This is a genomic window from Spirosoma foliorum (genome assembly GCF_014117325.1).
Taxonomy (GTDB): Bacteria; Bacteroidota; Bacteroidia; order Cytophagales; family Spirosomataceae; genus Spirosoma; species Spirosoma foliorum.
Genome location: NZ_CP059732.1, coordinates 723305 through 748184 on the forward strand (window position 1 = coordinate 723305; position 24880 = coordinate 748184).

The 24880-nt window shown below is 47.7% G+C and carries 19 protein-coding genes and 1 pseudogene; 8 read left to right on the top strand and 12 right to left on the bottom strand.

Annotated elements, in window-relative coordinates; all coding sequences use genetic code 11:
• The first annotated feature begins 35 nt into the window (after positions 1-35).
• The 3 genes from H3H32_RS03020 (at position 36) to H3H32_RS03030 (ending at position 3251) form a co-directional block, all read left to right on the top strand.
• Positions 36-1304, top strand: a complete 1269-nt coding sequence (locus tag H3H32_RS03020; protein WP_182461202.1) for a hypothetical protein — start codon at positions 36-38, stop codon at positions 1302-1304.
• Positions 1305-1413: 109 nt separating this feature from the next.
• The gene (locus H3H32_RS03025) at positions 1414-2787 is read left to right on the top strand and encodes a PhoPQ-activated pathogenicity-related family protein (protein ID WP_182461203.1); all 1374 of its coding nucleotides are present in this window, start codon (positions 1414-1416) and stop codon (positions 2785-2787) included.
• A gap of 158 nt (positions 2788-2945) precedes the next feature.
• The gene (locus tag H3H32_RS03030; protein ID WP_182461204.1) at positions 2946-3251 is read left to right on the top strand and encodes a plasmid stabilization protein; all 306 of its coding nucleotides are present in this window, start codon (positions 2946-2948) and stop codon (positions 3249-3251) included.
• A gap of 70 nt (positions 3252-3321) precedes the next feature.
• Here H3H32_RS03030 and H3H32_RS03035 read toward each other — a convergent pair.
• From H3H32_RS03035 to H3H32_RS03060, 6 genes and pseudogenes are all read right to left on the bottom strand, one after another.
• Positions 3322-4504 (bottom strand): annotated as a pseudogene (locus H3H32_RS03035) (amine oxidase).
• A 43-nt stretch (positions 4505-4547) separates the two neighbouring features.
• Entirely contained in the window at positions 4548-5318 is a 771-nt protein-coding gene (locus H3H32_RS03040; RefSeq protein WP_182461205.1) for an alpha/beta fold hydrolase, read from the bottom strand.
• Positions 5319-5437: 119 nt separating this feature from the next.
• On the bottom strand, positions 5438-6769 hold the full coding sequence (locus tag H3H32_RS03045) for a family 1 glycosylhydrolase (RefSeq protein WP_182461206.1): 1332 nt from the start codon (positions 6767-6769) through the stop codon (positions 5438-5440).
• An 81-nt stretch (positions 6770-6850) separates the two neighbouring features.
• Positions 6851-8392 carry a GMC family oxidoreductase gene (locus tag H3H32_RS03050; protein ID WP_182461207.1) on the bottom strand — a complete coding sequence of 514 codons (1542 nt, stop codon included), beginning with the start codon at positions 8390-8392 and terminating at the stop codon, positions 6851-6853.
• A 96-nt stretch (positions 8393-8488) separates the two neighbouring features.
• Positions 8489-9088 carry a gluconate 2-dehydrogenase subunit 3 family protein gene (locus H3H32_RS03055; protein WP_182461208.1) on the bottom strand — a complete coding sequence of 200 codons (600 nt, stop codon included), beginning with the start codon at positions 9086-9088 and terminating at the stop codon, positions 8489-8491.
• Positions 9089-9094: 6 nt separating this feature from the next.
• Positions 9095-9961: an SDR family oxidoreductase gene (locus H3H32_RS03060; protein WP_182461209.1), complete on the bottom strand. Its 867-nt coding sequence runs from the start codon at positions 9959-9961 to the stop codon at positions 9095-9097.
• Between the two features lie 278 nt (positions 9962-10239).
• Between H3H32_RS03060 and H3H32_RS03065 the strand changes: the two genes are divergently transcribed.
• Entirely contained in the window at positions 10240-11322 is a 1083-nt protein-coding gene (locus tag H3H32_RS03065; protein WP_240543638.1) for a glycosyltransferase family 2 protein, read from the top strand.
• A gap of 309 nt (positions 11323-11631) precedes the next feature.
• Here the strand turns inward: H3H32_RS03065 and H3H32_RS03070 are convergent, their stop codons facing one another.
• From H3H32_RS03070 to H3H32_RS03080, 3 genes are read right to left on the bottom strand one after another with little or no spacing between them, the layout of a single operon-like run.
• Positions 11632-12225, bottom strand: coding sequence for a class I SAM-dependent DNA methyltransferase (locus H3H32_RS03070; protein WP_182461211.1), 594 nt, complete (start codon positions 12223-12225; stop codon positions 11632-11634).
• An 8-nt stretch (positions 12226-12233) separates the two neighbouring features.
• On the bottom strand, positions 12234-12989 hold the full coding sequence (locus H3H32_RS03075; protein ID WP_182461212.1) for a PIG-L deacetylase family protein: 756 nt from the start codon (positions 12987-12989) through the stop codon (positions 12234-12236).
• A complete protein-coding gene (locus H3H32_RS03080; protein WP_182461213.1) occupies positions 12973-14166 on the bottom strand; it encodes an acyl-CoA dehydrogenase family protein in 1194 nt (397 codons plus the stop codon). The genes H3H32_RS03075 and H3H32_RS03080 overlap by 17 nt, the downstream gene beginning before the upstream one ends.
• 395 nt (positions 14167-14561) lie before the next feature.
• On the opposite strand from H3H32_RS03080, the gene H3H32_RS03085 reads away from it, so the two are divergent.
• From H3H32_RS03085 to H3H32_RS03100, 4 genes are all read left to right on the top strand, one after another.
• Positions 14562-15767: a glycosyltransferase family 1 protein gene (locus H3H32_RS03085; RefSeq protein WP_182461214.1), complete on the top strand. Its 1206-nt coding sequence runs from the start codon at positions 14562-14564 to the stop codon at positions 15765-15767.
• A 209-nt stretch (positions 15768-15976) separates the two neighbouring features.
• Positions 15977-16801 carry a response regulator transcription factor gene (locus tag H3H32_RS03090; protein ID WP_182461215.1) on the top strand — a complete coding sequence of 275 codons (825 nt, stop codon included), beginning with the start codon at positions 15977-15979 and terminating at the stop codon, positions 16799-16801.
• A gap of 106 nt (positions 16802-16907) precedes the next feature.
• Entirely contained in the window at positions 16908-19631 is a 2724-nt protein-coding gene (gene treY / locus H3H32_RS03095) for a malto-oligosyltrehalose synthase (protein WP_182461216.1), read from the top strand.
• Between the two features lie 133 nt (positions 19632-19764).
• The gene (locus tag H3H32_RS03100) at positions 19765-20247 is read left to right on the top strand and encodes a response regulator (protein WP_182461217.1); all 483 of its coding nucleotides are present in this window, start codon (positions 19765-19767) and stop codon (positions 20245-20247) included.
• A 103-nt stretch (positions 20248-20350) separates the two neighbouring features.
• Here the strand turns inward: H3H32_RS03100 and H3H32_RS03105 are convergent, their stop codons facing one another.
• The 3 genes from H3H32_RS03105 to H3H32_RS03115 form a co-directional block, all read right to left on the bottom strand.
• Positions 20351-21283: an NADP-dependent oxidoreductase gene (locus tag H3H32_RS03105; RefSeq protein WP_182461218.1), complete on the bottom strand. Its 933-nt coding sequence runs from the start codon at positions 21281-21283 to the stop codon at positions 20351-20353.
• A gap of 113 nt (positions 21284-21396) precedes the next feature.
• The gene (locus H3H32_RS03110) at positions 21397-21870 is read right to left on the bottom strand and encodes a Dps family protein (protein WP_182461219.1); all 474 of its coding nucleotides are present in this window, start codon (positions 21868-21870) and stop codon (positions 21397-21399) included.
• A 297-nt stretch (positions 21871-22167) separates the two neighbouring features.
• Positions 22168-24444, bottom strand: a complete 2277-nt coding sequence (locus H3H32_RS03115; protein WP_182461220.1) for a GH92 family glycosyl hydrolase — start codon at positions 24442-24444, stop codon at positions 22168-22170.
• Between the last annotated feature and the right edge of the window lie 436 nt (positions 24445-24880).

The following is a 24880-nucleotide window of genomic DNA, read 5'->3' on the forward strand; positions in this document are numbered from 1 at the left end:
GGAAGCACCCTGCTTTCGGGAAGTTTCTGTTTATTATGAAAGCACTTATTGGCTTACTTTGGCTCTTTGTATGGATACATCCTGTGGTTGCACAGGAGTTTAAAGCGGGAGCGGCAGTCAGGCTTATTACGCCTAACCCGTTGTTACCCATTTCTGGAGGAATTGGTACGCCTAAAAAAGCAGTCGAAAAAAAGGGAGACCTGTTTGTTCGAGCCTGCGTTTTTGAAAAAGGGGGCATTCGCGTTGCCATAGTCAGTGTTGATAATTTGGGCTGGCCGTCGGCATTGGGCAATAAGTCGAGGGCGCTCATTAAAGGGATTCCGCCACAAAATATTCTGATTGGCTGTACGCATACCCACAGCGGGCCTGATGCGTATGGCTTTCCGAACGAGAAAGGGGAGTCCTTCGCCGACTTGCCTTATCTGGATAAATGCGTACAAGCTATAGCCGACGCCGTTAATGAAGCTGTTATGAAATTAGCTCCGGCCTCCCTGAAAATTGCCGTTGGTGAGGCTAAAGGGCAAATCGCCTACAACTATTACGCACCTGAACTATACGACCCGCGTTGTGGCGTTATTCAGGCCATTGCTACTACGGGAGCCAATGCGGGTAAACCTATTGCAACTGTGGTTAATTATGCCATTCATCCAGAGGTGATTGGCTCCGGCCGGGGTATCCTCAGCCCTGATTTATGTGGTCCCCTCTGCGACCGAATCGAATCGAAAGTGGGGGGAGTGGCGATTTTTATGAACGGTGCCCAGGGCGGAATGGTGACGGCCGATAATCGGAGAGAAAATGCCAAAGAAGCCAACACCTGGGAAGAATGCATCCGTATTGGCGAGTTGCTGGCTGATGAAGCTTTACGGATTGTGAATCCTGCCGAAGTCCAACTAAATGCTACGCTCTTCTGTACGGCTCGTAATGTGACGTTCCCCATTGAATCGGAGGTGATGAAATACATTGTCAAAAAATCACCGTTGAACTATAAAGTAGAACCCGGCGACAAGGTAGTTGCACAGGTAAACCTGCTCAACATCGGTAGTGCGCAGATACTGACTATTCCGGGCGAAGCCTTGCCCAATATCGGGTACTATGTGAAGCGGCACATGCACGCTAAAGTACCGCTATTATTTGGCCTGACGAACGATGCCTTTGGGTATATGCTGACCAAAGTAGACTTCACTAGTTTTAAGCGGTATGACTACATTAGTCGAACGAGCCTTGGCGAAAATACGGCCGAAATTTACATGGACGAAGCGTTGAAGTTAGTCGCCGAATCGCCAGGAGCGGATGGATACAAGTAGCGTGTAGCGCGGGTGGAAACCCGCGTAGCCGTAGGCTAAATAATGTTGTTACCAATTAGCCTTCGGCTACGCGGGTTTCCACCCGCGCTACATTAACCCTAACACACCCATGAAACCTTATTTCCTAAAAACTTTTGCTCTTTTTTTTCTGATCAGTGTCAGTCTGTTTTTTTCATTTGATTCGCCTAATACGAAAGAGGGTATTACGCCCTCAACGGCGCTGGAAAGTTACCTGCATAATGGTGATCAGTCGTTTAAGTGGGAAGTGAAAGATACCTATACCTATGGCGACATTACCGCCTATGAAGTGTTGCTGACGTCGCAAAAATGGCGGGAACATATCTGGAAACACCAGCTGACGGTAATGGTGCCAAACGAAATCAATTACGACGGGGCGCTTCTGTTCATCACCGGCGGATCGCTTAAAGAAGGTGAGCCAAATTGGAATAAACGAGAGGATGGTTTTAACCGGGCCATCAGTACGTTGGCTACCAAAAACAAAGCCATTGTGGCTGTACTTCGGCAAACGCCCAATCAGCCGCTCTATGGTAACTTGACAGAAGATGCCCTGATCACCTATACGCTGCATCAGTTTAAAAAAGACGGAGATTATTCCTGGCCCTTACTGTTTCCGATGGTGAAAAGTGCCGTTCGGGTGATGGACGCCATGCAGGCATTGGCCAAAGAAAAGGTGCATAAAGACATCAATCGCTTCGTTGTGTCGGGTGCATCGAAACGGGGCTGGACTACCTGGCTTACGGGAGCGAGCGATAAGCGCGTTGCGGCCATTGCACCGATGGTGATCGATATTCTGAATATGCCTGTCAATCTGGATTATCAGATAAAGAGCTGGAATAAGTATAGTGAACAGATTGAAGACTATGTGAAAATCGGTATTCCGCAGAGCGTACATACCAAAGAAGGTGCCGCCATCAATGAAATGATTGATCCGTACTCGTATCGAAAGAAGTTAACCATGCCTAAAATGTTGTTCATGGGCACCAACGACGAGTATTGGACGGTTGATGCCGTGAAGCATTACATTGGACAGATTCCGGGTGAGAATTTTATTCATTATGTTCCCAATGTGGGCCACGATCTGGGGGATAAACGGCAGGCTTTAGAAGGATTGAATGCTTTTTTCGGAAATACACTCGCCAAACAAGCATACCCGGCTTGTAAATGGACTGTCACGACGACTAAAAAAGGTGTTGACGTCACAGTAAAAACAACATCCGATAAACTGGAAGATGTCACAGTCTGGTCGGCAAACTCCACAGATATGATTTTTCAGAACGAAAAGTGGGAAGGGAAAAGTCTGGGTCTTAAAAATCAATCGACGATTTCGGTAACGGATCTATATCCAGCATCAGGCTATCGGGCGTTTTATATCGACCTGAAATATAAAGCACCAACAGGTGGCACCTACACCGAAAGTACCCGGATGTTCGTGACGGATAACGACGAGATTTTCCTGAAATAAGAACGGTAAAGGGCTTAACCACAAGGGTTCTCAAAAAAGTTTGCCAGACCCATTTCCTCACAATTTTACCAATTGACCTACTTGTTTCGATTTAGTATTAGTTGAATTCAGGCTAGTAAAAAGCTGGCTTGATACCTAAAACTAAACCAATTACAACAATGCCACAAGGAGATAAATCGGCCTATACCGATAAGCAAAAACGACAGGCCGAACATATCGAGGAGAGTTACGAGGATCGTGGAGTACCTGATGACGAAGCCGAACGCCGGGCGTGGGCAACGGTAAATAAAGTATCGGGTGGTGGTAAGAAAAGCGGCTCGGGCCGAGGTCATGCCGAAAACCATGAGTCTTACCATAAAGGTGGTGAGAAAGGAGGAGCCGCATCGGCTTCGCGCTCGGCCGAGGCACGTTCGGAGTCCGCCAAAAAAGCGGCTGCTACGCGTAAGAAACATGTAGAAAGTTAAGCTATAGGCAGCTAATTGCTTCTTTGTCCTATGTCATCTCTTCAAGGAATGGCATAGGACAAAGAAGTAACTAATAAATAATGATTTGGGGTATCAGAGGCTCTCTTACCATTGATTGCGCCTGTATAAGAGCGTGGGCATAAGGCTCATCTAACACTCGGCCCGGTGGATTCATGGACAGGTCGGCGTCCCAAAGTCCAGATTGATGCCAATGGTCGAGATGATCCCAATCAGGGCGGTCAATGATTGGATAAAGGCAAACACCCCAAAGTGGCACGCCTGCCTCAATAACAGCGCTGCATTCGCGCCCAATCATATTAATCCAGACCGGGCGGTCGATACCGGGGTGACTGGTTTCGGTAAGGGCAATTGGTTTTTGATAGCGATGCCAGGCTTTCATCAACAAGCGCCGAAGAGGAACCCAGCGTGGGTCGGGAATCTGGTCATTCCAACCGAGATTCGTTCCGATTTTGTTGATCCACTGATTATTAAAATAGTAATTATACCCTAGAATATCGAGATAATCGGGAGAGCCTCCCAATTCTGGAGCAATGATTCCTGCGAGCATATCGACCGATTGAAACTGATTTTCATCGGCAATGGTCGCATCGATAATTTCGCGCTCGGTGGCATTGATCGGCGGTACAATCTGAACCAGCGGTTCGGTTGTTAGAATGCGAATGCCTGGATCAATTTCGCGCATGGCTGCTACGCCCTCAATGTAGGCACGCATGAGCCCCAACTTAACTTCCCAACCCTGCCTGACACAGTAAGGAGATGTACCCTTGACATCGCCACCTAACCAGGCGATAAAGCTGACTTCATTGATGGGGGTAACAATGAGGGTATCATCAGGGTATCGGTCTCGATAAAACTGGACAAAGGCGCAGCATAGGGCTGCAAACCGACGGGCAAACATGGGATGTAAGGGCGTCAGATCATCAGGGTAACCGAAATGACAAAGGTCCCAAACCTGTTGAATGCCCTGACGCTTCCCAGCCACAAGCATTTGTTCGACCGTGCTCCAATCATACTGATATGCTTTTTTTTTCTACCTGACTCCATCGAATTCCCTCCCGAACGGTGCGAATGGAAAAGGGAGTAAGCTGCTCATAGTCTGAATCAATGAGCTGAAGATGTCCTGTCTTGGTTAGTAAATCAACTCGATTGCCAAAACAGTTGAGTTGGTCTGTGCATTCGTAACCTGCCCACCAGAAAGACTGAAATGGATTATTGGATAGAGAATTCGTCATAGTCTCTATCTAACTACCTAAGCTTAGGTATTTGTTTTGCAGACTAAGCGCTAGCATGGCGCCGAATAAACGCAACCACGTCGTCTGGTGTCTCCCAAGGCAAGAGGTGGCCTGCCTTATCGATGGTGTCGATGGTGGCCGTTTTCAGGTAAGGTAGGGTCATCTCGGATTGAACTTCAGGCTTAATCGCTTGATCAGCTGTGCCAACGAGAATGGCGACAGGCTGGTTAATGGTACGCATCTTTCCTGAAATATCTTCCCGACTGCCTAGGGTGAGCCAGGCTTTCCAGGCCTCGTTAGATGTTCGAAGATTATCGGCAATAATTTGATTCTTTACTTCTTTAGAAAGTGGTCTGGCTGTGATTTTGGCTACTGTCTGTTCGGCGGCCTCTTGTTGTCCATGTGTTTCGAGCATCGTTGCCCGGTCGGTGTCAGAAATAGGCTCAGGGACGGGTGGCGAAGGCGACAGTAAAATCAGCGACTGGAGTCCGGCAGGCTGTTCGCTAGCCAGCGCCAGAGCAACTTTTCCCCCCATTGAGTGTCCAATCAGGCTAAAATGCCGAACATCCAGTAGCCGAAGCAATGCCAGTACATCATTGGCCATTGTACTCACCGAATAGCCCGATGCTGGCGATTCGGAGTCACCGTGTCCACGAAGGTCAATCGCCACACAACGGTGCTGATCGTCAAGCTGACTCATCACAAGTTGCCATTCCAACGCCGACCCGCCAAAATAATGCAGAAAGACAAGGGTTAGTGGACCGTTGCCTAACTCAAGGACATTGAGTTTTGTGTTGTTGATGGAGTAGTGCATAATTCATATTGACCTCACCCCCGGCCCCTCTCCTAAAACAGGAGAGGGGTGAAAAATAGGACAGTCCTACTCCCCTCTCCTGTTTTAGGAGAGGGGTCGGGGGTGAGGATAATTTTCTGTTATATCATAGTTTTCAATCGCGCCGGACGGTCTGTGATTTCGAGCATCTCGGCGTGCGGAACAATCGTAATCTGACCAAACTCCTTTAATAAAGATTTATACGTTTCGGCTACCGGACGCGGCTTTCGATTTAGATCATAAAGCCCGCAGGCATTGACGTTTTTATTGACCTCTTTCAACTGACTATCCCAATCCAGCTGATCAATCAAACTATACCAGGTAAATCCGAGAACGGGTATTCCATTCCGGCGCATTCGCATCACGCTGACCCATTGCTTCATAAGCCAAATGGGTGCCAGATCGGGCTCGAATACGTTGGTCTCGGTATGCATCACCGGCATTCGATACCGCTCGTAGTAGTCTTTGGTAATTTCGTACCAACCCAGAACATCCATCGAAGTCTGAATGGAGCCATCAGGTAATTTTATTCGTTCATTGCGGCCATAATAGTCGTTTCCCATTACCTGATAACCCGGCGGTTTTCCGGCCATAAACCAGGCGTATTCTTCCCGGCTAAGGCCATTATCCATCATGTACATCGCCACCGTTGCCGAAGGTGGATTGGCATAGAGTAAATCCAGCGACAAAAAACGAAGCTCATTTTCCAACGCAATTTGGGGAGACGGGGTTGCGCAAAGCTCATGCGTGTATTCGGCACTTTCACTTTGAACAATCACACAATCGTTCCGACGTTTGGCAATTTCATGATTCCCCATGATGCTGGCGGCCACACAATGCTTAAGGGCCGTCACGAAGCCTTTGTCGGTTTTGAGCTGTTCATTCCAGGCACCCTCTTTGGCGCTAAGTCGGGCCGTCACGTAAATCTCGTTAACGGGCGTGTAATAGCGTACCCACGGATAACGCTCAGCTACAGCGCCGGCGTACTCGGCAAAATGAACGGGCAAATCTGGATTCTGATAGTCACCGATCCAATCGGGTACGCCAAAGTGCATCAGATCCAGAATGGGTGTTATCTTCAGCCGCTTTAGTTCGGCCATGGCTTCGTCAGCAAAACTCCAGTCGAATTTTCCTGGCCCCTGCTGGATGTTGTAATACGGCAAACCATAACGTAATACGTTCAATCCCAATTCCTTGACCAGACCGAGATCTTCCTTGAAGCGATCATAATGCCCGCATTCCCGGAGCAAATCCCGACGAACTTTGCCCTGCTGAATGGTTGGATACGAGCATTCAATACCCGTAGCAAACATAAAGTTGCCGGGATTATCGGCCGGTAGCCCGCTGCCATCGTGCCCGGAAGCTCCACCGAATTCGTCACCAGCATAATTACCATCGCCAAACTGTTTTTTGATACGATCTAAAAATCCCATGAGTAAAGAGTGAAAGAGTGAATGAACGAAAGAGTGAAGTATCAGAGTGGATTATGTAAGCGTAAGCAACGACCCGCTCTTTCACTCTTTCGCTCTTTCGCTCTTTAAAAATCGATCGGCGGTGCGGAGCGATAAGGCCATGATTGTCAGGGCTGGGTTAACGCTCAACGCACTAGGGAAAGTTGAGTTATCGCTGATAAACAGGTTCGGGATATCGAATGATCGACCTTCGGCGTTCACCACCGCTTTATCGGGATCAGTGCCCATTCGACAAGTACCAATTACGTGCGCGTTTCGGGGGAAAGCCCAGACATTTTTGGCCCCAGCTGCGTCCCAGATGTTGCGCATGATTTTGTCGGCATGAGCAGTCATTCGTTTTTCGTTGTCTCCATTCGAGAAATAAATACGCGGTTTAGGCAAGCCGCGACTGTCTTTTTCCTCGGCTAATTCCAGATAATTGTGTTTATAAGGAAGGCAATCGCCGAGAATATTAATGCCTGCCACATGGTTGTAGGCCAATGCGGCCTGTTTTAACGCTTGTCCCCACAACCCCCGCGCCCGCGCCATCTGCGTAAGGTATGTAAGCGGCATTACCCCAATAGATTGGAGTAGATAGCCGCCTGCAAAATCGGCCTGATCGGGTCGATGTGTATCTTCCGAAATCAGCGCACCGGGAATGCCTTTGTAGGGACGTACATCTTCCTCAAATTCCCCCCAGACCTGTAAACCGGTATGGGCCATCAGATTCTTGCCGACCTGGCCGCTGCTATTCGCCAGATTATTCAGGAGCAGCAATCGGGCTGTTTCGATGGTACCCGCGCAAAGGAAAACAAACCGGCAACGCTGCCGTTCTTCCTGACCATTTCGGATATAAATCACATCCCGAATTCGGCCGGATGCATCCTGAAGTAGCTGCGTCACGAAGCTTTCTGATCGGATTTCGGCGCCGTGGTGGAGCGCTAACGGAATGTAAGTCACGTCCATACTGGCTTTGGCCCCCGTCGTACAACCCGCCTGGCAGAACCCTCGATTGGCGCAGGCAGGTCGATGTCCGACGCCTTCCTGATAATAACCTGCCGACAAGGCTGCGTTGGCTGCTGGTGAGGTCTTAATGCCGAGTTTTTTACAGCCTCGTTCCATTAGTTGCCCCGCTCCATTAATGGGCAATGGTCCTAACGCATAAGCGCGTTTACGGGCAGGACCCCACGGATAAGGTGACGGTCCCGAAACGCCCAAAAACTGTTCAACTTCGTCGTAATACGGCTCTAACTGATCGAAGCCGAAGGGCCAGTCTTCGCCAACGCCAAAATGCGTACGGAGTTGAAGATCATCGGGTTGAGCGCGAGGAGTATAGGCTGTATAATGTAAGGTAGAGCCCCCCACGCCCGTACCGGAATTGTTACTCCCGAAAGGCAACGGATCATGACCAGCGCTTAGTCGTTCATCATTCCAGAATAACTTCTCCTGCGACTTTTCGTCGGTGGCAAAATCGGTGGTTGGGTTCCAGTGCTTTCCGGCTTCGAGCGCCACGACTTTCAGGCCAGCAGCCGCTAGCCGTGCCAATAAGGGAGCGCCACCAGCACCCGTGCCAATCACAACAGCATCAACGGTTTCTGAGATCATAATGAATAATGTAAAATGGATAATGAGTGATACGCTATTAATGACTGCCCGCGATTTTTACCTAATTGCAGTCAATTATTCATTACTCATTGTTCATTATCCATTAACTAGTTTTGGTTCGCGGTCTTCCAGCTCATTCAGGCCGATGCGTTGCCAGGTCGGCACGTCGGCCATGCCTACATAACCAATGGCTTCCTGAGCTAGTGGATGACTGTAATAGAGGTGCGTGGCTTCGGCCAGGAGTTCTTCAAAAAAGCGACCAGCAGGCAGGTGTTCCCAGGTTTTGCCGGGCGCGGTGGCTCGCTGTATGTTCAGGAGAACATCGTCCTGTTGATCGTCGGAGAGCTGTTGGAAAGGCTGCTGGAATAGCAGTTGGGCCGTTTCATCTGTCCCGGCAAGTCCCAGGCGATAGGCATCGCCGTCGGCGGGCATAACGTCGTACCGCCAGCCATCCGATTCGTTGTTAGCTAGTCGTTGGTCAATACCACCTACAATATCAATTGGTTCATCGTCAGCTCCCTGCGGAATCAGTCGATTGCAGATGGTTTCTAACAGGGCGAACTCGCTGGTTGTGAAAAACTTCGGGGGCTGAGGTGAGGCTGTTAACCGCTTAACCAACGCCTGACGGGTTGCTTCTGTAACCAGATCGGTAGCTAATAAGGCGCGAACGGTACCTTCGGGATAATGATCGTGCATACTCGATTATCCTAGTTTTCCGCCCGTTACTTCAACGATACTACCCGTAATAAAACTACCTTCACTCGAGGCTAACAGCACATAAGCTGGTGCCAGTTCTTCGGGTTGACCAGGGCGGGCGAGAGCCACTTCGTGACCAAAGTTCTTGACCTCGTCTTCGGGCATGGTTCCGGGAATATTGGGCGTCCAGACAGGGCCGGGTGCCACACAGTTGACCCGAATATTTCGTTTCCCCAACTGAATAGCCAGCGACTTGGTAAACGAATGAATGGCTCCCTTCGTAGCGGTGTAATCGACCAGAATCGGATTGCCAACAATTCCGACAATGCTGCCCGTATTCACAATAGCATCGCCCGCCTGAAGATGTGGAAGTGCGGCTTTTACCATGAAAAAATAGCCAAATATATTGGTCTCGAACGTCCGCCGGAATTGTTCTTCTGTTAGATCTTCAATGCTTTCCTGTGCCATCTGAAAAGCCGCATTGTTGATCAGGATATTCAATTTTCCGTAGCGATCCACCGTCTGTCTGACAGCATCCAGGCAAGCCGCCGAACTCCGCACATCGGCCTGAATGACCAGGCAGGATCTACCTTTGCTTTCCACCATGTGTTTGGTAGTCATGGCGTCGTCGGTATTCTCGTTATAGACAATGGCTACGTCGGCACCTTCCATCGCAAACGCAATGGCCACAGCCCGACCAATGCCCGAATCGGCTCCAGTAATGATGGCAATTTTGTCGGTAAGTTTTCCGGCTGCTTTGTAGTTCGAGAGATTACTATCCGGTGCGGGGTTCATATCCGACTGGCGGGCCGGATAAGGAAGCTGCTGCCCCGGAATAGCGTCAGCCTTGGGGCGAAATTCAAAGGTTTCCATAATGTCGTTGAGTAAGATGCCGTTGGGCTATCAACTTGACTAAACTGTTGTTCATGGGTTTTGTTGTCAGCAAGCGATATTGTTGTAAAGCAACCGACCGTTGCCAAGTTGTTGTCAACAATAGAGCGAACTTTTGGTTGTGAGGTAACCTGTATGGCCAACCTGGCTCATCAAAGCAGGAAAATGAACCTATGCAGTCTGCGCCTGCTTTTTTGACTACTTCTCTATCCCAATCCTTCTCACTTTTTAAAGGCTATCCACCTGACCCCCAATTGCAGATGGCCGTCGTTATACCGGCTCGGAATGAAGCTAATTATCTGGTATATGCACTGGATGCGCTTCGTACGCAACGGCAACTTGATGACAGACCAATGCCTGTAAACCGGTATGAAGTATTGGTGCTACTAAATAATTGCACCGATCATTCCTTGACGATTGCAGAACGCTACCAACAACAGTACCCAACTTTCCCGCTTCGAATTGCCAATATTCAACTGCCTTCTGAAAAAGCTAATGTGGGCACGGCACGAAGATTACTGATGGATGAAGCCTGCAAGCGGCTGTTATCGGTCAATAACCCGCCGGGAATTATTGCCTCTACAGATGCTGATACACAAGTCGATACGTACTGGATCGCTCAGATTCGGGCCGAAATTAGTAAAGGTTGTGAAGCGGTTGGGGGGCGAATTTTAACCCAACCTGATACCAATCCCGTACGTATCAACCATCTACGTGATGTTACCTATCGCATGTTGATTTCGCAACTGGAAGCTTATCTTGATCCATCACCTTCTGATCCCTGGCCTCGTCATTTTCAGCATTTTGGGGCCAGTATTGCCTTAACCTGCTCGGCCTATCAGCGGGTTGGTGGATTACCTAAGGTGGCTTGTCTGGAAGATGAAGCCCTGTATAAAGCCCTACTCCGAACAGATATCCGAGTTCGTAAGAGTCCGCAGGTGCGCGTTACAACTTCTACCCGGATGCAGGGTAGGGTTGAGGTTGGTTTTTCGGAGCAATTGCGCTATTGGGAAGCTATGAATCAGGCTCGTAAATGTCAACTGGCTGAGTCCGCTGGAGCCATTATTCGACGAATACAGAACCGGCACGATCTACGAAAACTCTGGCAACGTCGTGCTATTGAATTACCGACTACCAAACTAGACGGAGTTGCAGCCAACCTACTGGTCGATACGGATTGGCTACAGCAACAAGTAGTACAAAGCTGTTATTTTGGGCAACTTTGGGAACGCGTAGAGGAACAGATGGCTAAGGGCAAGTGGCCTTCGTTATGGCCACTGGTTCCAATTACAACGGCTATTCATGACCTGCGCCTATTTCTGCGTACCAGCGGACAGCGGTAACGCTCTGTTTGTGGGTAAATTAAAGTGAGTTCGGAATTAAAGATAACCCAGACTGGCTTTTAGTATTGAATCGAGCGTTTCTCGCCCCATTAGAGGCTTCACAGCGTAGCGTTGGTAGTAAAAATAGATATCGCCTGGAAGCGTACCATAGGTACGTAACGGATTGACGATGGTTACGTACCTACGGCACGCAAACGGGGCTGATAATTCCCCTCTTCTACCGACGCTACGCTGTGGAGCCCCTAACGGGGCAAAAAACACAGCCTAATCTCGAACTCGATCTAAATTTCTGAAAATTAGGGAGTTGATTTATTTCTTCTGAAATAAGTCTAATCGATAAGTTGATTCACGCTGGTTGGTTAAATGAATTAATGGACCATTGGGTTGCGCGGCTTCCAGAAAGAAATCATGTACCTGATCGCCGGTCAATGGGTAATCGTGTACAAATGGCGTCCAATGAACCAGTAGTAAATGGCCATTGGTGTTGAGGTGATCAATCAGCAATTGTCGGGTACGTGTCAAATCGGGTATGGCCAAATAGTACCCAACTTCTGACAATAGAATTAGATCGAACGAGCTGTCGGGAAATTCATTGGGTAGTTGCATCTGCTGGATCGTTACGCCAGGGTAGGATGCCAATCGTTCGCGAGCCGCTTTTAGGGGTAACACGCTGGCATCAACGGCCAGGAGTCGGCTACATCGGTCGGCCAGCATTTGGGTCAATACACCAATAGAACAGCCAATTTCAAAGGCATCGTCGTAGTGCGCATTGGGCAAAGCGGCTAGTGTTGCTTTATACTTCTGACGTTCGTAGTCGCTGGTGGCAAATGACCAGGGATCGTCGTTCGCCTGATAAACATGATCGAAATAGGCTTGATCTAAGGTTGATAATTGAGTTGACATAGGTTGGCTTAACGATTTGGTTTGTCCTCTAGAAAAAGCTCACGAGGTTGATCGAAATGGGTAAGTAATTCCGGCGACAGATAAAAAGCGCTTGGATCATCATTGATTAGATGAGTTACCTGCGATTGGTGAGCCGCAATAGCCCGATTTCGCTGGTTCATTACGGAATCAATCGAAACGCGCCATACCAGGATGTCAGCAGGGTCAGGCATATCGTCTTCGGTGCCTAATTCCCATAACCAGATCAGATATTCTAATAGCCTGGGCTTCGTTGCCAGTTGCCTGAGCGCTTCCTGGACAATCTGCCAGGAGGCTCGATGATCTGGGTGAGGGTCCCGTCGCCAGGGTACAAATACGGTGCTTGGTTTTAGCTGATCGATCAGCGTCACTAGCTGCGTAACGGCTTCCGAAAAGCCAGCCACCCCAACAGTCGGTACCTGCCGATCTCGGTGGCGCAAAAACGTACAGGTGTCTGGAGCAACACCCAGAATGTGTAGCGCTTCGCGTGCTTCCGACTCACGTAAATTACGCAACCGCTCTGCCGGATACGCTTTTGAGTGTGGGTGCGACATGGTACCATCACTGACAAATACAGCATGTACGGCATAATTTAGCTGCCGTAACTGGGCAATCGTACCTCCGCAACCGAGCGATTCGTCATCCGGGTGAGGAGCCACTACTAACGCTGAACCAATGGTTTGTAGATTCGTGAGCGGTTTTGCCAGATCGTCTAGCCGGTGGGTCTGATTAACGCCAAAGTTCATCGGCAGGTTGTGGGTTTGTGAGTACAAATTTTCCAATATCTACCAACGTTGCATCGGGAGCGGGTTGGCGCAGGTAATGGGTCAGGTCGCGATGGATGCGTTCAAAAGGGTGCGGACGGAGTAGTCCTCTGGCCCCTACACACCGTTCGGCTAGTGGCATTACCCGCAGACAGATTTCTTCGATAGCTGTTCGAGTCATATTGGCGTAGGCTACGATCTTTGTCCAATCAGCTCCTTCGGCCAGCCAGCGATCGGTGTTATTGCCAGCAGCTTCAAGCCATTGGTTGCCCGATTCTAGTAAAAAGGCCATTTCGGCGAGCCGTGTTTGCTGAAATAGATCGTCGGTGCGCTTCAGCATCGTTAGAAATTGTCGGGTTGCTGTGTACATAGCTTCCGCTCCGCCAAGTTGTACGGCCGCAAACCGAATGGCGCCACCACTAAAATAGGGCTGCCGGTAATAGTCATTGGGTTGTCCGAGTAAGTCTGCATCGCTTACCTCAATGCCGGTGAAATCAAGTTTAAGACTGGCCGATGCCCGCATGCCCAGCGGTTGCCAGAACTGATTGTTCTGCGCAATCGGTGAAACTTGCTCAGTTGGTACAATCGTCATTTGCCAGCCTCTGCGTTGTTCTCCTTGCTGGTCACGTGTTTGTAATTCGCCAGTAATTAAGGGGCGTTGAATCCAGCCAGCCCCAGAGCAAAATGTTTTGGCTCCCGACAGTCGATAGGTTGTACTGCCTGCCGGGGTGTTGACTCCCTCAATCTGTACGCCGTTATCGGCTTGTGTATTCCAGACACTGAATAATCGATGATGTTGAATCACGTCGGTATACCAGCGTATACGTTGATCGGGTGTAGCAAAGAGATGAATTAAATACAACGCATTGATGTGCCCTTCGTAGACCCGACCGACAACTAAATTAGCCGACCCAATTCGTTTAAGTAAATGCAGTAATCGAGCCGTTTGCCCCGATCTAAAGTCAAGATCATGGCCGGGGAGAGTGATCGCCAGTAACCCCGCTTCCGCCATCCAGCGAAAGGCATCTTCAGGAAAAGCCCCTTCCTGATCTGTATCCGGAGCGGCCAGCGCTATCCGATCAATCAATGGATTTAACAGACTTGGGCTATCAATTGGTAGGCGTGAAATAGTAGACGTAGCTTCCTGCGTGGCGTTCATGTCTTGTTAAATCGACAGCCTCGCAGATTGTTTAAGAGGCTGTCTAAAAATTAGTTTTTCATTTATTTACCCTATCCCCACCCCCCTGGAGGGGGCTTAGTTCATCGTGGGAATAAGCCCCCTTCAGGGGGTGGGGGTAAAACCTAGACTATTTTTATGAAACTTAGGCATTCTCTAAGAAGTAGAAGGGCCAGGTTAATTGACGCAAAAAAAGAATTCTCGGTACCACTCCCTCACAGAAGCAACAAAGTTGGCCCCAGCTAGTTCATAGTCATTGGTACCCCTTCAAGTTCTGCGTTTATAGCCAATAGCTGTACGAGTTTCTCGAGTTAAGGCATTGGCTTTTTATGGACAGGAGCCAGAAAGCGCTATTCTATGTTTTTTCTATACAACCGATGACTCAATATCAACCTAACTCAACAGTACACGCAGGCTATCAGGAACTAGCTAAATCGGAAGTCGTAAAACAATCACAAAGTCCAGATGAATCAGCAGGAGAAGTAACTGATTTACTTTGCTTTTCGCACCTTCGGTGGAATTTCGTTTATCAGCGTCCCCAACATCTCCTTAGCCGGGCCAGCCAAAACTGGCGGGTCTGGTTTATTGAAGAGCCTATTTATAGCCACGAAGACCGATTAGAGTTTCATCCTGTCAGCGAGACCCTAACAGTTGTGGTGCCCTTTCTGAAACATGGAACAAGTCACGAGGAGGCAATTCGTCAGCAACGGGAAGCCGTAAATCAATTGATTGCGCAGCATTCGATTCGTGATTTTATCGCCTGGTATTATACCCCCATGGCGCTCTCCTTTAGTGATCATCTGACGCCCCGTTTGACTATCTATGATTGTATGGACGAGTTGTCGGCCTTTTTAGGGGCACCCCGGAGTTTGCTGGACAAAGAAAAGGAGTTGCTTAACCGGGCCGATTTAGTCTTTACGGGCGGAATGAGCTTATACGAAGCCAAGAAAACCCGGCATGACAGCGTCTTTGCGTTTCCAAGTAGCATTGACTATAATCATTTCGAGCCAGCCCGGCACTCATTGCCTGAACCTGCAGACGTTATCGGAATTGCCGGGCCACGTATTGGTTTTTGTGGGGTAATTGACGAGCGGATGAACATTGGTTTGTTGGGCGAACTGGCCCAGAAGCGGCCTGACTGGCAATTTGTGTTGTTAGGGCCGGTAGTGAAAATTAATCCAGCACATTTGCCTAAAGGCCCCAACCTGCACTATCTGGGCATGAAACCGTATGAAAACCTACCTGCTTATTTTAATCAATGGGATGTGGCCATGATGCCGTTTGCGCTCAATGAAGCAACCCGCTACATCAGCCCTACCAAAACACCGGAATATCTGGCAGCCGGATTGCCCGTTGTGTCAACGTCCATTCAGGATGTGATTAGTACCTATGGAGGATGGGCGCCGGTGCTTATCGCTGATACGGCTGAGGCTTTTGAGCAGGCCATTGATAAGGCGCTTCATCATACGATGTCTGACGACTGGACAGCTGTCGATGCGTTTTTATTGGCTAATTCCTGGGATAGCACCTGGGAGGCCATGAACCGGCTTATCCTGGCACGAATGACAGTAAATTTTCAATAACCTAACCTAACCAGGCGACTGCTGGTTATAGTTATTATCACTGATCAATTAGTGGTTTACTACGTTATTAGTAAGCGTATAAACGGTTACACTCAACCTATTGGGGCTAGTAAACGCATGCCAATAGTAGTAAACCCAATGGCTATTTATTCGTTTAGTAGTAAGGTAGACTAGGGGCGTACATAATGATATAGGAGGTAGGTTAACGTATGAGTGTTATTAAACCAGCTCTCCAGCATCCAGAGTTAATAGCTTATTTTTCAGGCGCTAATAACTATTGCTGGCTTTATTTTCGGAATGGCGAAAAGAAATTGCTGGCTAAACCAATTAGTTATCTGGAAAGTCAGCTACCCGATTTCATTCGGGTTCATAAAACCGTGCTGATCAATCCGGCTTATGTAAAAAGCCTGGATGAGCCTCCGCACAAAAAAATGTCGGGCAAGGTGCATCTGGATAGTGGCGAAGTATTCCCGGTTAGTCGTCGACGATGGCTTCAGGTAGTAGAGTCGTTGCTGAAGCATTCTACGAAAGACAGTCGCGAGGAACCATTGGATACCCAGTCTGAGGCCATGAGTACGCCCCTGGATGGGCAGTCTCAGGAACCCGCCGTGGCCTCTGTATTTCTGGTTACAAGTGATCAGGAAAGGGCTTCTTTAGCCGAGCAATCGCTACGGGGGAAATGGCCTTCCTATCATATTCACATTGCCCAGGAAAGTACGTTTCTGCCAGAAATCCTAAGCCAACTGCCCGAATCAGAGTACCCATTGCTGATTATACTAGATGCTAGAACGCAAACAACGGAGCGACTGAACACCCTGCAACGGTTAAAAAGCGACAGCCAGCTTAGTCGAATTCCTGTTGTACTGATGGTTTTGCCAACCGAACAATTGGTGATTAATGGCTACCAAAAACAGGCAAACTCAGTGGTGTCGATGCCAAATGGGTCCATACTTTTTGAAAACACTATTGAGCGTATCTGCCAATTCTGGCTGCACATTGTTAGATTACCTGGTTCCAGCAGATCTGGTAACTAAAGAACTGAGTGGCTGACTCAGGACCGTACATAAAAATCTGGGTTTGCCAATCCGGTCGAATTAGGGTAGTCGAATAAATTTCCCTCAAGCCTTTACGTGTAAGTTCATGATAAACCCCATTTCCACTTACCGGGTCCAATTTCACAAAAACTTTACCTTCCATGATTTTGAGCGACTTATCCCGTATCTGAACAAACTGGGAATTCGAACGGTGTATGCTTCGCCCATTTTTGAAGCTGTTCCGGGCAGTATGCATGGGTATGATGCTGTAAATCCGGACCGGATTAATCCAGAAATCGGTACCGAAGAGCAACTAAAAGCAATTAGTCGTCAACTTCAAGAACTAGGGATAAACTGGATTCAGGATATTGTGCCGAATCACATGGCCCTCCATCCGGATAATGCCTGGCTGATGGACGTATTGGAAAAAGGGCAACGGTCGGTTTACGCGTCATTTTTTGATATTGACTGGACAAGCTCCGTTTACGAAGGACGATTGATGGTTCCTCTGTTAGGTGCCAATTTGGCCGAATGTATTAGCCGGGGAGAACTGTCCGTCGCTTATCAGGACAAGCGTTTCGTACTAACCTATCAGGACGCAATCTACCCGATTAATCTCCGCTCCTATAAGATTATTTTACAGGCTGATACAGACCGCGTAGACGAGTCGATTCAAGGGCTAATTCAGCAATTCGATAAATTAGATACCATTATTGAGCCCGAAATGTATGCCAGTTTTTGCGCTGAATTACAGGAGAATCTTGCTGATTTGTTGAAAAAACCGACTGTCGATGACTACTTGAAATCCGGTCTGAAAGCAGTGAATACGAATCCGGCGCTTATTTGTCAAATTGCTGATGATCAGGCGTATAGGCTGTGCTATTCTGGCGAAACCGAGTATCAGATTAATTATCGACGCTTTTTTACGGTCAATAACATGATCTGCCTGAACATTCAGGAGCTAGTCGTTTTTGAACACGTTCACCGTTACACGAAAAAGCTGCTCGAATCAGGTCTGTTTCAGGGGTTGCGTATTGATCATATCGACGGACTGTATGATCCCAGCCAATACCTGGATCGACTTCGGGAACTGGCCGGACCGAATGCATATATTGTTGTTGAGAAGATACTGGAACAGGGTGAAGAGTTGCTGCCGTACTGGCCAATTCAGGGGGCAACCGGCTATCAGTATTTGTCGCTTCTGAATAATCTGCTTACGCAAACCCGTAGCCAACAAGCCTTCACGCAGTTTTATCGGCAGTTGCTGGGAGAGAAGAAACACCTTCATCTGGAACTGCACGATAAAAAGGCCAGTATCCTGCACGAACACATGGGTGGGGAGTTGACCAATCTGCATCAGCTCCTGCTTGATTTGAACCTGATTGATACTGATCAATTAAAAGTCGTACAGCCTGAAACACTCAAAGCTGCCATTGGTGAGTTTCTGATTTGGTGTCCTGTGTATCGTTATTTCGGGAATGACATGCCATTGGATAATCAGGAAGCGAAGGCAATACGGGCTATTTTAGATCAGATACGAAGCCGTAAACCAGAACTGATATCCGCTCTTGATTTACTGGACGATGTGCTGTTGATAAAGCCACTAACCAGTGAGCCCGACTATAACAATCGGGCCCTTCACTTCTATCAGCGGTGTATGCAGTTTACGGGGCCGCTCATGGCGAAGGGCGTTGAAGATACGCTCATGTACACCTACAATCGCTTTATCGGACATGATGAAGTTGGTGACTCTCCGGAATTCTTTGGGCTGGCCATAGCTGATTTTCACCAGAAAATGTGCGAGCGGCAGGCCAGTTGGCCACTGGCGCTCAGTGCCACGTCAACACACGATACGAAACGGGGAGAAGATGTACGCAGCCGACTTAACGTACTAACTGATCTGGCCGATGAATGGATTGAAGAAGTAAACCAATGGCTACGACTTAACCAGCCCCTGGATGCTCCCGACCGAAATGATGAGTATTTCATTTATCAAACACTAGTGGGGGCTTACCCGATGCCGGGTGTAGATTCGGCTAATGAGCAAGTTGATTTCGCTGATCGTTTGACGGAGTATTTACAGAAAGCCTTGCGCGAGGCCAAGCGCTATTCATCGCATGCTGATCCGAACGAAGTTTATGAAGAAACTACCAAAACCTTTGCCCAGACGTTATTAGACCAGAAACGGCCATTTTGGACTCGTTTTCAAGCGTTTCACCAGCGCGTGGCCGATTTCGGGATTATCAATTCACTAGTGCAGGTGGTTTTAAAATGCACTTGTCCGGGAATTCCAGATGTTTATCAAGGTTGCGAACTCTGGGATTTAAGTCTGGTCGATCCCGACAACCGCCGACCCGTTGATTTCGAACAGCGCCAACGATGGCTTGATGAGCTGATATTGCTAGAGGCCAACGACGATTTGTGGCCTGAGTTATGGCAGAATCGCTACGATGCACGGATCAAACTCTGGTTGTTACATCGCCTTTTAACGGAACGAAATCAGCAACCTGAGCTTTTTGCCAATGGAGGCTACAAACCATTGTTGGTAGAGGGTTTTTATAAGGAAAACGTGCTGGCTTTTGCGCGCCTGTATCAGCAGTTGTGGTACGTGGTTGTTATTCCATTAGGACTGGCTTCGGTGTGCCGGGAGCAGCAAGTCGATGCCGTATCTTTAGACTGGAAAGACACTCGGCTAGTACTACCTGCCGATGCGCCTGTCCATTGGGAAAATCGATTAAATAAAGACAAAGGGAAGTGCCAGGGAGGAGGTATTGCGATTAAGGAGTTATTTACTTTTCTGCCGTTGGCAGTTCTGAAAGTAGATCATTGAGCACTAAAAATTCATCTGGCTGGGAAATGCTATTGGGTGGTATCGTTCGTAGTGAAATTTGATAAGATTGACGGAACGGCTAAACAATCTACTTAATCAATATATTATTAAGTGAGAACCTAGCCACTTTGTCATGAAGAGTAATGATCCTCATTCCCTTATTAAAGCCAATTTCAGATTTGCCAAGATACTTGTTATTGAAGATAATGATGATCATTGGCTACTGACCAGGCAAGCTATGGAGCAATCGCTCCCCGAAGTAACTCTTGTTCGGGTTGCTACGCCGATTCAAGCAATGACTCTTCTTAATGAGTGGCATTATCAGGAATGGGAAATTCCAAAACTGATCCTGTTGGATTTGTACTTGCCCAGCAGCGAAGATGGCTGGACATTACTTAAACAGATCAAGCAAATGCCTTCGCCGATCAATCAGATTCGCATTGTTATGCTCAGTTCATCGGAAGATAAAGCCGACATAGTAAAGGCCTATCAATTGGGCGTTTCTTCCTATCTGGTAAAGCCTACTACTTTTTCGGATTGGTTATTCTATTTTCAGGAATTACGGGCCTACTGGTGGGAAACGGTTAGCTTACCCCCCACACACTATAGTTTTTGAGTCAAGGGAGTAGTTTGATTCTGAGGATTTTATAGGATTCTTTCGATTCTATTCCCATCGATTATCAAAAAAGAATCGAAAGAATCCTATAGAATCCTCAGAATTAAAATGTCAGGACGATTTTTCCGGTTGTCCGGCGACTTTCTAATTGTTGATGGGCATCGGCAATCTGTTCAGCGGGGAGCACCTGGCTAACCGTAATTTTTAATTTTCCGTCGGCAATGAACTGGTTGATCGTTTCGAGATCACTGCCGCTGGTATGCACTTGTGTGCGTTCTGCTTTGATGTCGGGTCGGATAGCCAATACTTTATCCATAGCTCCATAAGCAATCGAAATCAAATGGCCGTTAGGTTTAAGAACCTTCGCAGAGGTGAAAACCGTATCGACACCGGCTGTATCGAAAACAAGGTCAACATCGCTCACCGCTTTTTCGACATCGGTTGTGGTATAATCGATAAACTCATCGACACCCAACGACCGGACAAAGGCTTCATTTTTACCCGAAGCCGTCCCAATCACATAGGCGCCAATTGCTTTGGCGAGTTGAACGCCTAAGTGCCCAACACCACCCGATGCCGCCTGAATCAGTAATTTCTGACCGGCTTCGAGATGCCCATGTTCAGTGAGCGCCTGCCAGGCCGTGAGTACAGCCAGAGGGGCAGCCGCAGCTTCTTCGAATGATAACTGAGTAGGTTTATGGGCCAGATTGTCGGCTGGAGCGGCAACGTATTCCGCATAGGCATTGCCCGGTTTGGGAAAGTTAACCATACCATAAACGGCATCGCCCGGCTTAAACGTCGTTACGTTGCTTCCCGTTTCTACCACTTCACCAGCCATATCCCAACCCAGAATGATGGGATGAGTATAGCTCTGCGAGTAGGGCGTTGTGCCGTTTCGCGTTTTAAAGTCGGCCGGATTTACCCCAAAAGCCTTGACCTTCACCAGAACTTCATCGGGAGTAATGGTTGGAGTAGGTACTTCCTGAATGGCGAAATTTTCGACGCCACCCCAATCGCTTAAAACAATCGCTTTCATAGGTAATGTTTATTGATAATGAGCAATGAATTATGAATAATGAGAAATGGATAATGCATAATGGCTGCTAGTGACATTATGCATTATCCATTTCTCATTATTCATTTTCTAATTTACTTCAGGTGTGCCCGAAGCATCCAGGCAATTTTTTCATGCTTTTCCATTAGACCCGTAATGTAATCACTGGTTCCGGCATCCTTATGCGCATCGGCAAACTCATTGATGTTTCCGCGAATGAATTCAATGATGCTTTCGTGGTCGCTCAACAGTTTCTTCATTAGGCTCCGACTATCGTTACCGTCTTCGTCCTGTTCGGTCAGGTGCGTTAGTTGCAGGAAATTCTTCAGCGTAGCGGGGGCGTAGTGGCCTAACTGGCGGATGCGCTCAGCTACATTATCCACAATCTCGGCCGACTCATTATAGAGCTCTTCGAAGTAGAGGTGTACCGAATGGAAATCCATCCCTTCCAGGTTCCAATGAGCGTTCAGCGTTTTTGTATACAATACAAATTCGTCGGCCAAAAGCTTGCTTAATTGATGAGCGACTACTTCTCTGTTCTCTGCTGAAATGCCAATGTTTGTTTTCATTTGCGAAGATTTTTAAAATAGTAAATGGTATATGTAACTCTGATAGAACACCAAAATGGTGATATGAAATTCAAAGAACGCTGATTTTTATGATTACCGGTGCTGTTTAAATAAGCTTTTCGCGGTGAACCGTGCCACGGTTCACCGCGAATCTTATTTAACGTGAATAATGGATAGTATCTGGAATTGTCAATTGATTTTCAGTTATTTATAATGTTATTTTTGTCATCCCGACCTCAGGAGAGATGACAAAAAACTAGTATAATTCTAATCATAACTCTCATAAAAATCAGCGTTCTATTTACTTGAAAATGAATAGGGGAAATCTTCCGGTTTGATGCCCCGTTGTCGATTGGGTGTTGTCGACATATCGAAGTCCAGTGTGGCTCCCTGTGTTAATTCTTTATGGCTCAGCCAGTTTTTTGAATAAGTTTTTCCATTCAGGCGTAGTGTGTTGATGTACTTATGCTGGTCGCTATTGTTAGGCGCTTTAATAATCAGCTCTTTGCCATTTTCTAATTTCGCTGTTACCTTTTTGAATAGGGGAGCCCCCAGAACGTACTGATCGGTTGCGGGACAAACAGGGTAAAAACCCATAGCCGTAAATACGTACCAGGCCGATGTCTGCCCATTATCTTCATCCCCACAATAGCCATCAACCGTTGGCAAATAGAGCCGATTCATCACTTCCCGAAGCCAGTATTGGGCCTTCCAGGGCTCACCGGCATAGTTATACAGGTAAATCATGTGCTGAATCGGCTGGTTTCCGTGGGCATACTGGCCCATATTGGCAATCTGCATTTCCCGGATTTCGTGAATAACGCTGCCGTAATAACTCTCGTCGTACACAGGTGGAATAGTGAAAACGGAATCTAGTTTTGTAACGAACTGTTGCCGACCACCCATCAGAGTAATCAATCCCTGCACATCGTGAAAAACTGACCAGGTGTAATGCCAGCTGTTGCCTTCGGTAAAGGCATCACCCCATTTGAATGGATTAAACGGCGACTGGAAAGTTCCATTCTGGTTCTTGCCGCGCATCAGCCCCGTCTGCTTATCAAATAAATTCCGGTAGTTCTGGCTCCGTTTCGCAAACCGGTCGATTTCGGCCTGAGGGCGTTTGAGGGCTTTGGCCAGCTGATAAATGGTGAAATCGTCGTAGGCATATTCCAGTGTTCGGGCGGCATTTTCGTTGATTTTTACGTCGTAAGGTACATAACCCAGCGTATTGTAATAACTGGCTCCCCGCCGACCAACGGCATCTAATGGCCCCTCTTGTTCCGAATTTTTCAATACGGCCTCATACAATGTATTGATATCGTACCCACGTCCTCCTTTCAGGTAGGCATCTGCAATGATAGACGCCGAATTGGAGCCAATCATGGTGTTCCGCAGACCAGGGCTTGCCCATTCGGGTAGCCAACCTCCTTCCTTATACGCATTGACTAAACCTTCCTGAATCTGGACGTTCAATGAAGGATACATCAAGTTCAAAAAAGGGAATAATGAACGGAACGTATCCCAAAAACCCGTATCGGTAAATAAATAGCCGGGCATCACCTGACCATTGTAAGGACTATAATGCACCACTTTCCTGGCGGCATCCAGTTCGTAAAATTTTCGGGGAAACAGGAGTGAGCGATACAAACAGGAGTAAAAGGTTTGCCTTTGGGCAAGAGTGCCGCCTTCAACCTGAATTCGGGCGAGTTCTTTATTCCAAGCTTGTCTGGCTTTCTGTTTAACCGTATCGAATGAATCGGTCCCCAACTCCTTCAAATTCAGTTCGGCCTGTTCAAGACTGATAAACGACGAAGCTACTCTAGCGTGAATTTGCTCGCCTTTGCTGGTTTTAAAACCGACCACGGCCCCCGCATGATCCGATTGTATTTCCAGTGAATCTTTGGTGATCGTTTTCTCGTGCCAGACCTGCGCCGTCGTGAATGGCTTATCGAAATAGATGACGAAGTAGTTTTTAAAATTGGCTGGTACGCCACCGCTGTTCCGGGTTGTGTAGCCAATAATCTTACGCTCCTTCGGCAAGATTTTCACGTAAGAGCCTTTATCAAAGGCGTCTAGCACCATATACGAATGGTCGGTTTTGGGAAAGGTGAACCGAAACGTAGCCGCTCGTTCGGTGGGAGTCAGCTCGGTTGTAACGTCGTGGTCGGCCAGATACACGCTGTAGTAATAGGGAGTTGCCAATTCCGATTTGTGTGAATACCAACTGGCGCGCTCGTTTTCGTCAATTCGGAGTTTTCCGGTTATCGGCATGAGTGAAAACTGGCCATAGTCGTTCATCCAGGGCGACGGCTGGTGCGTTTGTTTAAACCCCCGAATTTTATCGGCAGTGTAAGTATAGGCCCATCCGTCACCCATTTTGCCCGTCTGGGGCATCCAGAAATTCATTCCCCAGGGCAATGCAATGGCCGGATAGGTATTTCCATTCGACAAACTCGGCTTAGAATCCGTTCCGATTAATGGATTGACCAGAGCGACCGGATCGGAGGTAGTGGGTTGGGCAGATGCGGTAGAAAATAACGTTGCCCAGGCAAATAAATAGAGGAGTTTTTTCATAAGGGTAGTTGGGCGCCAACAGCCTATCTAATCAATTCGCCGGTTTATTGACGGTCTTCTGAGAAGAGGATGACAGTGCTTATTGGGAGAGATTTAGACGGCAAATTTAGCCGGAATACCATCGCTGAAACAAACTGATTGAATGAAATAGAAGCAGAATTGTGGCGTCTAGATCTGACGTTACGCTAAGGGAATTTCCATAGCAACTGTCTGTTGAGGCAAAATTTTACAGTAAAATATGTGTTTATATTGATGTTATTTAAGTGAAATAAAAAGGTGTTTTCGTATTAAGTAAGTTTATTTATTTAAAAATATGTAAAATAAATATTGTGTAAACGGTAGTTTGTTGATAGTTTTGGCAACGCACCGGAAACTAGTTAGAACTACCCCACACCTATCACTGAGCAGACTGAGTGAATTCGTTTGCTTATGAAAT

Coding starts and splice junctions, on each gene's coding strand:
- H3H32_RS03060 (WP_182461209.1), bottom strand. CDS start 9,961: ATGGAAACCTTTGAATTTCGCCCCAAGGCTGACGCTATTCCGGGGCAG.
- H3H32_RS03090 (WP_182461215.1), top strand. CDS start 15,977: ATGAGTGTTATTAAACCAGCTCTCCAGCATCCAGAGTTAATAGCTTAT.
- H3H32_RS03085 (WP_182461214.1), top strand. CDS start 14,562: ATGACTCAATATCAACCTAACTCAACAGTACACGCAGGCTATCAGGAA.
- H3H32_RS03105 (WP_182461218.1), bottom strand. CDS start 21,283: ATGAAAGCGATTGTTTTAAGCGATTGGGGTGGCGTCGAAAATTTCGCC.
- H3H32_RS03115 (WP_182461220.1), bottom strand. CDS start 24,444: ATGAAAAAACTCCTCTATTTATTTGCCTGGGCAACGTTATTTTCTACC.
- H3H32_RS03045 (WP_182461206.1), bottom strand. CDS start 6,769: ATGGGATTTTTAGATCGTATCAAAAAACAGTTTGGCGATGGTAATTAT.
- H3H32_RS03110 (WP_182461219.1), bottom strand. CDS start 21,870: ATGAAAACAAACATTGGCATTTCAGCAGAGAACAGAGAAGTAGTCGCT.
- H3H32_RS03020 (WP_182461202.1), top strand. CDS start 36: ATGAAAGCACTTATTGGCTTACTTTGGCTCTTTGTATGGATACATCCT.
- H3H32_RS03025 (WP_182461203.1), top strand. CDS start 1,414: ATGAAACCTTATTTCCTAAAAACTTTTGCTCTTTTTTTTCTGATCAGT.
- treY (WP_182461216.1), top strand. CDS start 16,908: ATGATAAACCCCATTTCCACTTACCGGGTCCAATTTCACAAAAACTTT.
- H3H32_RS03070 (WP_182461211.1), bottom strand. CDS start 12,225: ATGTCAACTCAATTATCAACCTTAGATCAAGCCTATTTCGATCATGTT.
- H3H32_RS03055 (WP_182461208.1), bottom strand. CDS start 9,088: ATGCACGATCATTATCCCGAAGGTACCGTTCGCGCCTTATTAGCTACC.
- H3H32_RS03075 (WP_182461212.1), bottom strand. CDS start 12,989: ATGAACTTTGGCGTTAATCAGACCCACCGGCTAGACGATCTGGCAAAA.
- H3H32_RS03080 (WP_182461213.1), bottom strand. CDS start 14,166: ATGAACGCCACGCAGGAAGCTACGTCTACTATTTCACGCCTACCAATT.
- H3H32_RS03050 (WP_182461207.1), bottom strand. CDS start 8,392: ATGATCTCAGAAACCGTTGATGCTGTTGTGATTGGCACGGGTGCTGGT.
- H3H32_RS03030 (WP_182461204.1), top strand. CDS start 2,946: ATGCCACAAGGAGATAAATCGGCCTATACCGATAAGCAAAAACGACAG.
- H3H32_RS03065 (WP_240543638.1), top strand. CDS start 10,240: ATGGCCGTCGTTATACCGGCTCGGAATGAAGCTAATTATCTGGTATAT.
- H3H32_RS03040 (WP_182461205.1), bottom strand. CDS start 5,318: ATGCACTACTCCATCAACAACACAAAACTCAATGTCCTTGAGTTAGGC.
- H3H32_RS03100 (WP_182461217.1), top strand. CDS start 19,765: ATGAAGAGTAATGATCCTCATTCCCTTATTAAAGCCAATTTCAGATTT.